General features: G+C 72.0%; 2 protein-coding genes and 1 pseudogene. All 3 read right to left on the bottom strand.

The features are described from left to right. Positions 1 to 229 (bottom strand): AraC family ligand binding domain-containing protein (locus AC2W7C_RS17470; protein ID WP_486002505.1); only part of this gene is annotated, 229 nt, incomplete at its 3' end. A gap of 55 nt (positions 230 to 284) precedes the next feature. Further along, positions 285 to 665 carry a VOC family protein gene (locus AC2W7C_RS17465; RefSeq protein ID WP_486002504.1) on the bottom strand — a complete coding sequence of 127 codons (381 nt, stop codon included), beginning with the start codon at positions 663 to 665 and terminating at the stop codon, positions 285 to 287. A gap of 95 nt (positions 666 to 760) precedes the next feature. Beyond that, positions 761 to 1,662, bottom strand: a pseudogene (locus AC2W7C_RS17460) (GNAT family N-acetyltransferase). Positions 1,663 to 1,763 lie beyond the last annotated feature (101 nt).

The raw sequence follows: 1,763 nt of genomic DNA, 5'->3' as shown, positions 1-1,763 counted from the left end.
CCGGCAGGGCGCGCGCCAGCTCCGGCGCGACATAGAGAGTGCGCAGCGAGACCCGGCCCTGCATGACGATGCGATGGCGCTGGCCGGCCGGCAGCCAGATCGCTCGGGTCGGCGGCACCAGCCACAGCAGGTCGCCGGCGGCGACGTGTATGACCCCGCTCAGGCTGTAGACGAGTTGGCCCCACGGATGGACGTGATCGCCGATGATGAAGCCGTCGCCATAGACCATCGCCAGCGATCGGATGAGGAATCCGTCGCCCGTTCCGCCAAACCTGTGTTGGTCTTCAGGCGTCCCACACTCCCGGTTCGTATTGCATGACCCCGCAGACGTTGCCCTCGGTGTCCTCGAAATAGGTCAGTTCGCCCACGCCCGGGATCCGGAACGGCGGGGTGAGAATCCGGCCGCCGGCGGATTCGATGGCCGCGACGGCCGCCTTGAGATCGTCGACGCCCAGGGTGGCCTCGAAGGCGTGAAGCGGCCGGCCGGAAACGATGTCGTGGCGAGCCTGGAGCGCGCCCTGGAGACCCGGGCCGACGTCCTTGATCTGATAGAAGTCCGGCGGCCCCCAGGGGGTGAACGTCAGCCCCAGGGCCTGTTCGTAGAACCGCTTGGCGCGCTGCACGTCGTCGGCGTGGATCGCGAAATGTCTGAAGGTGGCGGGCATGCTGTCCTCCCGGTCGGCAGACATATCATGCCGCTCGGGCAGATGGCGCGCTTGCGGCGACATGCCGAAAAATACGTCTGGCGCGCCAAGGCGGTTCAGGAGCGCGGACGGCCCAGCATGCCGCGCCAGCCGCCGCTGGTGAGCAGGGCCACGTCCAGGAGGGCGAACGGCATGGGGGTCGAGGCCGGCGCCGCGATGAAGCGCGGGCGCCAGGCGGGGCCGAATTTGGCCTTCCACGCGCGCAGGCCTTCGAAGCCGTACAGCGCGCCGCCCTCCTCGAAGACCAGGGCCCCGACGCGGGCGAAGACCGGCGCCAGGCGGCGGTCCTCCAGTCCGGCCAGGGGCGCCATGCCCAGGTCGAAGCCGGCGTAGCCCTCGGCCGCGGCCCACTGGATGGCGCGGACGAACAGATAGTCCATGACGCCGGGCGGCGCGTCATCGGAGTAGCGCATCAGGTCCACCGCGACGCGGCCGCCGCCGGGCAGCAGGTTGGCGAAGGCGACGATGCGGCCTTCGCGCCGGACGACCGCGACCGGGGTGAGGGCCAGCCAGTCCGGATCGAACCGACCAAGGGAGAAGCTCTTCTCGGCGCCCTGGTGGCGCGCCAGCCAGGCGTCGGAGACGGCCTTCAGCGGCCCCATCAGGTCCCGCGCCGCGCCGGGAGGCCGCATTTCGAAGACGGCGCCCTCGCGTTCGCAGCGGTTGACGGCGGTGCGCAGGTTCTGGCGCGCCTTGCCCTCCAGGGTGAAGGCCGCCGTATCGACGACCGCGGCCTCGCCCACCTTGCGCATGGCCAGGCCCAGGGTGGCCAGATCGGCCAGCGCGGCCTCGCCCTGGGCGTAGAAGACCGGGGCGGCTCCGAAGCCGTCGGCGGTCTCGGCCAGGCCCGACAGCAGGGGCAGCCGCTCCTCGGCCGGGCCGCGGGCTCGCCCATCACGATCCAGCGGCGGCCCCGGACGCGATAGGCGACGAAGCTGCGGCCGGACGGGCTGAACATCAGCGCCTTGTCGCCGAGCAGCGCCAGCCAGGCGTCGGGCGTGACGCCTTCGCCCGCCCGCAGGATCTCCAGCGCCCGCGCCCGATCGGCGGGGCCGGCCG

The sequence above is a fragment of the Brevundimonas sp. CURTG3B2_SDJG genome (assembly GCF_057364705.1).
This window is presented reverse-complemented; position numbering and strand designations above follow the sequence as displayed.